The organism is Paraburkholderia solitsugae (assembly GCF_013177695.1).
GTDB lineage: Bacteria > Pseudomonadota > Gammaproteobacteria > Burkholderiales > Burkholderiaceae > Paraburkholderia > Paraburkholderia solitsugae.
On sequence record NZ_WOEY01000047.1, the window covers coordinates 1 to 6,423 of the forward strand.

At 65.5% G+C, this 6,423-nt stretch carries 7 protein-coding genes and 1 pseudogene; 3 read left to right on the forward strand and 5 right to left on the reverse strand.

The genetic code is table 11. From position 1 onward, the window contains the following. The 4 genes from GNZ12_RS11800 to fliE all read right to left on the reverse strand — a co-directional run. Positions 1-1,001: flagellar hook-length control protein FliK (locus GNZ12_RS11800; RefSeq protein WP_172310506.1), on the reverse strand; the 1,001-nt coding region annotated here is incomplete at its 3' end. Between the two features lie 81 nt (positions 1,002-1,082). After that, on the reverse strand, positions 1,083-1,409 hold the full coding sequence (locus tag GNZ12_RS11805; RefSeq protein ID WP_172310507.1) for a flagellar protein FliT: 327 nt from the start codon (positions 1,407-1,409) through the stop codon (positions 1,083-1,085). Continuing rightward, positions 1,406-1,840 carry a flagellar export chaperone FliS gene (gene fliS / locus GNZ12_RS11810; RefSeq protein WP_172310508.1) on the reverse strand — a complete coding sequence of 145 codons (435 nt, stop codon included), beginning with the start codon at positions 1,838-1,840 and terminating at the stop codon, positions 1,406-1,408. Before fliS ends, GNZ12_RS11805 begins: the two co-directional genes overlap by 4 nt. A gap of 295 nt (positions 1,841-2,135) precedes the next feature. Continuing rightward, positions 2,136-2,471, reverse strand: coding sequence for a flagellar hook-basal body complex protein FliE (gene fliE, locus GNZ12_RS11815; protein ID WP_120302792.1), 336 nt, complete (start codon positions 2,469-2,471; stop codon positions 2,136-2,138). A gap of 237 nt (positions 2,472-2,708) precedes the next feature. Between fliE and fliF the strand changes: the two genes are divergently transcribed. The 3 genes from fliF to fliH are packed head-to-tail and all read left to right on the forward strand — an operon-like array spanning position 2,709 to position 6,160. After that, positions 2,709-4,505, forward strand: a complete 1,797-nt coding sequence (gene fliF, locus GNZ12_RS11820; protein WP_172310509.1) for a flagellar basal-body MS-ring/collar protein FliF — start codon at positions 2,709-2,711, stop codon at positions 4,503-4,505. Beyond that, positions 4,495-5,490 carry a flagellar motor switch protein FliG gene (fliG, locus tag GNZ12_RS11825; protein WP_172310510.1) on the forward strand — a complete coding sequence of 332 codons (996 nt, stop codon included), beginning with the start codon at positions 4,495-4,497 and terminating at the stop codon, positions 5,488-5,490. The genes fliF and fliG overlap by 11 nt, the downstream gene beginning before the upstream one ends. Further along, complete coding sequence (gene fliH / locus GNZ12_RS11830) at positions 5,477-6,160, forward strand: flagellar assembly protein FliH (RefSeq protein ID WP_172310511.1); 684 nt, start codon at positions 5,477-5,479, stop codon at positions 6,158-6,160. The genes fliG and fliH overlap by 14 nt, the downstream gene beginning before the upstream one ends. 81 nt (positions 6,161-6,241) lie before the next feature. Here fliH and GNZ12_RS43925 read toward each other — a convergent pair. After that, positions 6,242-6,423, reverse strand: a pseudogene (locus GNZ12_RS43925) (hypothetical protein); the annotation flags it as partial.

Genomic DNA, 6,423 nt, shown 5'->3' on the forward strand with positions numbered 1-6,423 from the left:
GTGCCGCCGCCGCTGCGGTCCCATTCATCGCCTTCCTGCTCGATGGTCCAGTCGAGCTTGGCGCCCGGCCATGCTTCGCCGGTCCAGCGAAATTGCCCGGTGGCGAGCAGATCGAGTTGCTGACGCACTAAAGGAACGGTCGCGGGATGAACCGCGGCTGCCATCGATGACGCGTTTTGCGGCGACCCGTCGTCGGCCAGTTGCGCCGCGGCGCTGCGCAAGCTCGAGTGCGCCGGCTGGCCGTTCAGATCGGACAGAGAACTCGCCAGCACCTCGCCGGCCACGAAACGTGCGGCCTGCGCGGTCTGGATGGACGGCATCGCGCGGGCGGCCGCGTTGCCGTCCGGCGCGCCGTTGGCCTGACCGTTGGGCGCCGTGCCCATGCCTGGCCGACCTGTCGCATTAGAGGAAGAGGCCTGATCGGCGTCGCTCGCCCAGTCGAGTGGCAATTGCGCGGCGGCCACCAGCTTGTTTTGCGCCTCACCGGCCAGTGCGGCGGGCGGCCGCTGCCCCGCCAGCCATTGCGCGAGATGGGATTCGTAGAACAGGCCGCTTTCGCCGACCGTCTGTTCGAGCGCGGCAGCAAGCGCCGCAACCGGCACCTGAGCCGCCGCTACATTGGCGGTGGCCGCGGTACCAGCGGTATTCGGATTCGCAGAGGATGCAGCGGGCGTGGCGGGCGTCTCGAAGAGCGGCAAGCCACCGGCCTCGACTTCAAGCGCCGGCGCAGCCGGCCAGATCGGCGCCTGGCCGAGCACCGCCGGGGTCGCCTCGCCGCCTGAGTTCACGATCGCATTGAGCGTCAGCGCGACGGCGGACAGCGCCGTTTGTGCGGAAGCGGGCGGAGCCGCGGGGGGCGCAACAGGGGTGGTATTGAGAACCTCGGTATCGACGCCCGCTGCGCCAGTCTGCGAGGCCGTCGCACTACCCGGCGCGAGATTGAGCAGACTGTCGACCCGGTTCGCAAGCAGCGACGTGACGACCGCGTCGATTCCGTTCATACCGATTCCTTGGTCACATTGGCAGCGACGCGCTCAAATACCGTCAGGCGGACTCATGCAGCGTGTTGCCCGCGGGCACACTCAGCGCGCCCCGTACAGTTCCTTGAGCACGCGAGTGGGCCGTCCGGCGAACAGCGCCGACAGATTGGCCATACGCGGATTCGCCAGATCGCGGATTGCAGCGTCGTCGGCCAGGATCTGACGGATCAGCGAGTACTTGCGCATTCGCTCCGCATCGTCCAGTCTGACGCCGGTTTCCGCGTCTTTCAACGCGTCCACCAGCTTCCGATATTCCTCCTGCAAGTGGACCAGATCGTTCCACAAGGCGCGCCGGGCAGCTGTCAGCATGCGGCGGGAAATCGCTGCTATCGCCTCGTAGCGGGCGAAATATTCTGCGTTCGATGTCATCTCATGCTTTCCGCGGCCGGCTGGGCTGCCGTCCGCGCGATCTCCGGGGCGATCCCGATCCATGCCTCTTCGAGTGTCGCCAGCAGGCCATCGACCTCGACCAGCATCGCCTCGCTCTGTTTTATGTTGGCTTCGAGCAGCCGGCGCGACATATAGGTATATAGCGCGTCCAACCGCTCTGCAATCTCGCCACCCACCTCAAGGTTCAGCGACAGTTGCAGCCCGCTTTCGACGATCTGAATCGCCTTGCCGATCGCCTCACCACGAGCCGGCACATTGCCTTGCTGCACATGCATGCGTGCTTGCGCAATCGCTTGCCGGGCGCCCTGATACAACATCACGATCAGACGATGCGGACTCGCGCCCATCACCCCTGTCTCGACGCCGACGCGAGCATATGCGTTGGCTCCAGAGTGTCCTGGGGAAAACATCGGCGCTCCTCCTCTCTTGCACTGCAGTTGGTCGTGGCCCCCTATCCGTGCACGTTGCCGCACCCGGATTTCTGCCTGTATCTGGTTATCGGATAGGCAGCGGGAAAGCTTTAGGCCGATGTAAGGAGGATAAAGGAGCCGATGGGGCCAATATCGCGCTGAGCGCGGCAAGGCCGCCTGCCACGAAGCGCCGGGAGGGCGCGCCGGGCGGACTGTCCTGCCGTGCAGCCGCACAGCGTTGCATCCGGGCGCATGCGTTCGGGCGGGCGGAACCGCTCTGCCGCCCGCGTCGCATTCACACCGACATCTGCATGATGTCGTTATAGGCCGACACCAGTTTGTTGCGCACCTGCAGGCCAAACTGGAAGCCGACGTTGGCCTTCTGCATATCGACCATCACGTCGTTCAGCGAAACGTTGGACGCGCCGAGTTCGAACGCCTGCGATTCGCCGATCGCCTTGGTCTGATCGCCGCTGATCTTGTCCAACGACGCCTTGAGCGCCGAGGCGAAACCGCCGGCCGTCGCCGCGCCGGACTGGTCGGCAACCGGGCTGTTGCTGCCGGCCGCTTGCGCCGCCATCGACTGCATCTGTTGCAGCGCCGACGAGAGCGCGTTCACGGGCAAAGTCATGTTATCTCCAGGGAATGACGACCGGCATGCCAGAAACCGTACCGATCTGGACGAAAGCATAGCAGTGGGTTATCCGGGAAAGCCCCGAAACTAGGGGGGAAACCCCGCTCTATTCAAGCAATCGGGTTGGGCGGCGCTGCGGATAATTTCAATGGTGAAAGTCTCTGTCCGCACGCCCGCCGACCCTCGGTGCGCTCAAGCGGCAGAACGCAAAGGCATCCCGGAGATACCCGACGCATGGATTCGTCAGCCAACTCTTTGATCAACCCCGACGCCCGCATGGGCCTCGCCGGCGCGCAGCCGGGCGCCGGTGCTGCCGGCGCCGGCCAGGCCGGCGGCGCCGCGGACCTCGGCGGCCTGGGGAGCAACCTGGGCGGCAACTTCGGCCAGCGTCTGTCGGGGCTCGCGCAAATGCGCGGCAACCCGCGCGCCCCGCTGATTTTCGCGGTCGCGCTGCTGGTCGCCATCGTCGCGGGCCTGTTCCTGTGGTCGCGCGCGCCGGACTACAAGGTGCTCTACAGCAACCTGTCGGACCGCGACGGCGGCGCCATCATCACCGCGCTGCAGGCGGCCAACATCCCCTACAAGTTCTCCGACGCCGGTGGCGCGATCCTCGTGCCGGCCGAGCAGGTGCATGAAATGCGTCTGCGTCTGGCTTCCCAAGGTCTGCCCAAGAGCGGCTCGGTCGGCTTCGAACTGATGGACAACCAGAAGTTCGGCATCAGCCAGTTCGCCGAGCAGATCAATTATCAGCGCGCGCTGGAAGGCGAACTGGAGCGCACCATCGAGTCGATTTCATCGGTGAAGTCGGCGCGCGTGCATCTGGCCATTCCGAAGCCGTCCGTGTTCGTGCGCGACAAGGAAGCGCCGTCTGCTTCCGTGCTGGTCAACCTCTACCCGGGCCGCGCGCTCGACGAAGGCCAGGTGCTGGCGATCACCCATATGGTGTCGTCGGCGGTGCCGGATATGCCGGTGAAGGGCGTGACCATCCTCGACCAGGACGGCAACCTGCTGACGCAGCCGTCCACTGGCAGTGGGCTGGACGCCTCACAACTGAAATACCGCCAGCAGATCGAGCGCAGCACCCAGCAACGCATCGACGCGATCCTGTCGCCCCTGTTCGGCTCCGGCAACGCGCATTCGCAAGTCAGCGCCGATATCGACTTCTCGCACAGCGAGCAGACCTCGGAAAACTACGGCCCGAACGGCACCCCGCAGCAGGCGGCAATCCGCAGCCAGCAATCGAGTACAGCCACCGAAATGTCGCAAGCCGCGGCCTCGGGCGTGCCGGGCGCGCTGTCGAACCAGCCGCCGCAGCCGGCTTCCGCGCCTATCACGGCGGGCAACGGCACGCCTGGCGTCACCACGACGCCGGTCAGCGACCGCAAGGACTCGACAACCAATTACGAACTCGACAAGACCGTGCGGCATCTTGAGCAGCCGATGGGCGGCATCAAGCGCCTGTCAGTAGCGGTGGTGGTCAACTATCTGCGGGTGGTCGACGCCAAGGGTCACGCGACGATGCAACCGGTCTCCGCCGACAAACTCGCGCAGGTCAATCAGCTGGTAAAAGACGCGATGGGTTTCGACCAGGCGCGCGGCGACTCGGTCAACGTGGTCAACAGCCCCTTCACTATCGACGTCGACCCGGATGCCAACCTGCCATGGTGGCACACGCCGGACATGATCGCGCTCGCCAAGCAGATCGCGACCTACCTCGGCATCGGCGCAGTCGCCCTGTTCCTCTACTTCGTGATGGTGAAGCCGGCGCTGCGCCGCGCCTTCCCGCCGCCCGAGTCGGCCGCTGCCGCCGCGCTGCCGTCGCCGGACGACGAGCCGATCCTGCTGGACGGCATCCCGGCCGCCGAGCGCGAGGGCGCAGTCGTCCAACTGGAAACGGACAGCGAAATGCTCGCGCTCGAAAGCGCCAAACACAAATACGAGCGGAACCTGGAGTTCGCGCGCAACATCGCGCGCCAGGATCCGAAGATCGTCGCAACCGTCGTGAAAAATTGGGTGACTGATGAGCGCTGAAGGCGTAATGAAGAGCGCGCTCCTGCTGATGTCGATAGGCGAGGAAGAAGCCGCGCAGGTGTTCAAGTTCCTCGGGCCGCGTGAGGTTCAGAAGATCGGCGTCGCCATGGCCGCGCTGAAGAGCGTGACGCGTGAGCAGGTCGACGAGGTCTTGCAGGAGTTCGTCCGCGAGGCGGAAAAGCACACCGGCATGTCGCTCGATTCGAACGAGTACATCCGTTCGGTGCTGACCAAGGCGCTCGGCGACGACAAGGCCGGTGCCATCATCGACCGGATTCTGCAGGGCAGCGATACCAGCGGTATCGAAGGCCTCAAGTGGATGGACTCCGCGGCGGTGGCCGAGCTCATCAAGAACGAGCACCCGCAGATCATCGCGACCATCCTCGTTCACCTGGACCGCGATCAGGCTTCGGAAATCGTCGCCTGCTTTACCGAGCGTCTGCGCAACGACGTGCTGCTGCGGATCGCGACGCTCGACGGTATCCAGCCGGCCGCGCTGCGCGAACTCGACGACGTGCTGACGGGCCTGCTGTCCGGCAGCGACAACCTCAAGCGCAGCCCGATGGGCGGCATCCGCACGGCGGCCGAAATTCTCAACTTCATGTCGAGCAACCATGAAGAAGGCGTCATCGAGAACGTTCGTCAATACGACGCGGAACTCGCGCAGAAGATCATTGATCAGATGTTTGTGTTCGAGAACCTGCTCGATCTGGAAGACCGCGCGATCCAGCTGTTGCTGAAGGAAGTCGAGTCCGAGGCGTTGATCATCTCGCTGAAGGGCGCGCCGCCCGCGCTGCGCCAGAAGTTCCTGTCGAACATGTCGCAGCGTGCTGCCGAACTGCTCGCCGAAGACCTCGATGCGCGCGGCCCAGTGCGCGTCTCCGAAGTCGAGACGCAGCAGCGCCGCATCCTGCAGATCGTGCGCAATCTGGCGGAAAGCGGCCAGATCGCGCTAGGCGGCAAGGCGGAAGATGCTTATGTCTGATCAGAACTCCTCGGCGAAGGAAAGCCTCTCGGCCTACCAGCGCTGGGAGATGGCCTCGTTCGATCCGGTGCCGCCCGCGCCGCCCGAACCCGAAGTCGACGACGGCGCGTTCGAAGCGGAACTTGAACGTCTGCGCGACGCCGCGCATGCACAAGGCGTCGCGACGGGGCACGTGGCCGGGCAGGCGCTCGGTTATCAGGCCGGTTACGAGCAAGGTCACGCACAGGGTTTCGAGCAGGGCCAGAGCGAAGCGCGTGAAGAAGCGGCGCGTCTTGCGGCGCTGGCCGAGACCTTCAAGGCGGCACTCGACGGCGCGCAAGGCGCGATCTCCGAGACGCTGGTCGCGCTGGCGCTGGATATCGCGCAACAAGTGGTGCGTCAGCATGTGCAGCACGATCCGACCGCGCTGATTGCCGCTGCCCGTGAGGTGCTGGCCACCGAACCGGCGCTGGTCGGCGCGCCGGCGCTGATCGTCAGCCCTGCCGACCTGCCGGTCGTCGAAGCCTATCTGATGGAAGAACTGCAAACGCGCGGCTGGACGGTGCGTACCGATCCGGCCGTCGAACGCGGCGGCTGCCGTGCGCAAGCCGGCACCGGTGAGGTCGACGCCGGCATCGACACACGCTGGGAGCGCGTCGCTGCCGCACTCGGCAAGGTGAGCACATGGTGAAGCCGACGCTCGAAGAGATCCGCGCCAGCTCGCGTTCAAGCGGCGTCAGATCGCTGGCGCGGATCTCTTCGAGCGTCGGCTTCACCATGTGCTCACCTTGCCGAGTGCGGCAGCGACGCGCTCCCAGCGTGTGTCGATGCCGCACTCGGCAAGGTGAGCACATGGTGAAGCCGACGCTCGAAGAGATCCGCGCCAGCTCGCGTTCAAGCGGCGTCGTTCGGCGCCGAGGCGCTGGCGGATGAGCCGGTTGCGCCCACCTCCGC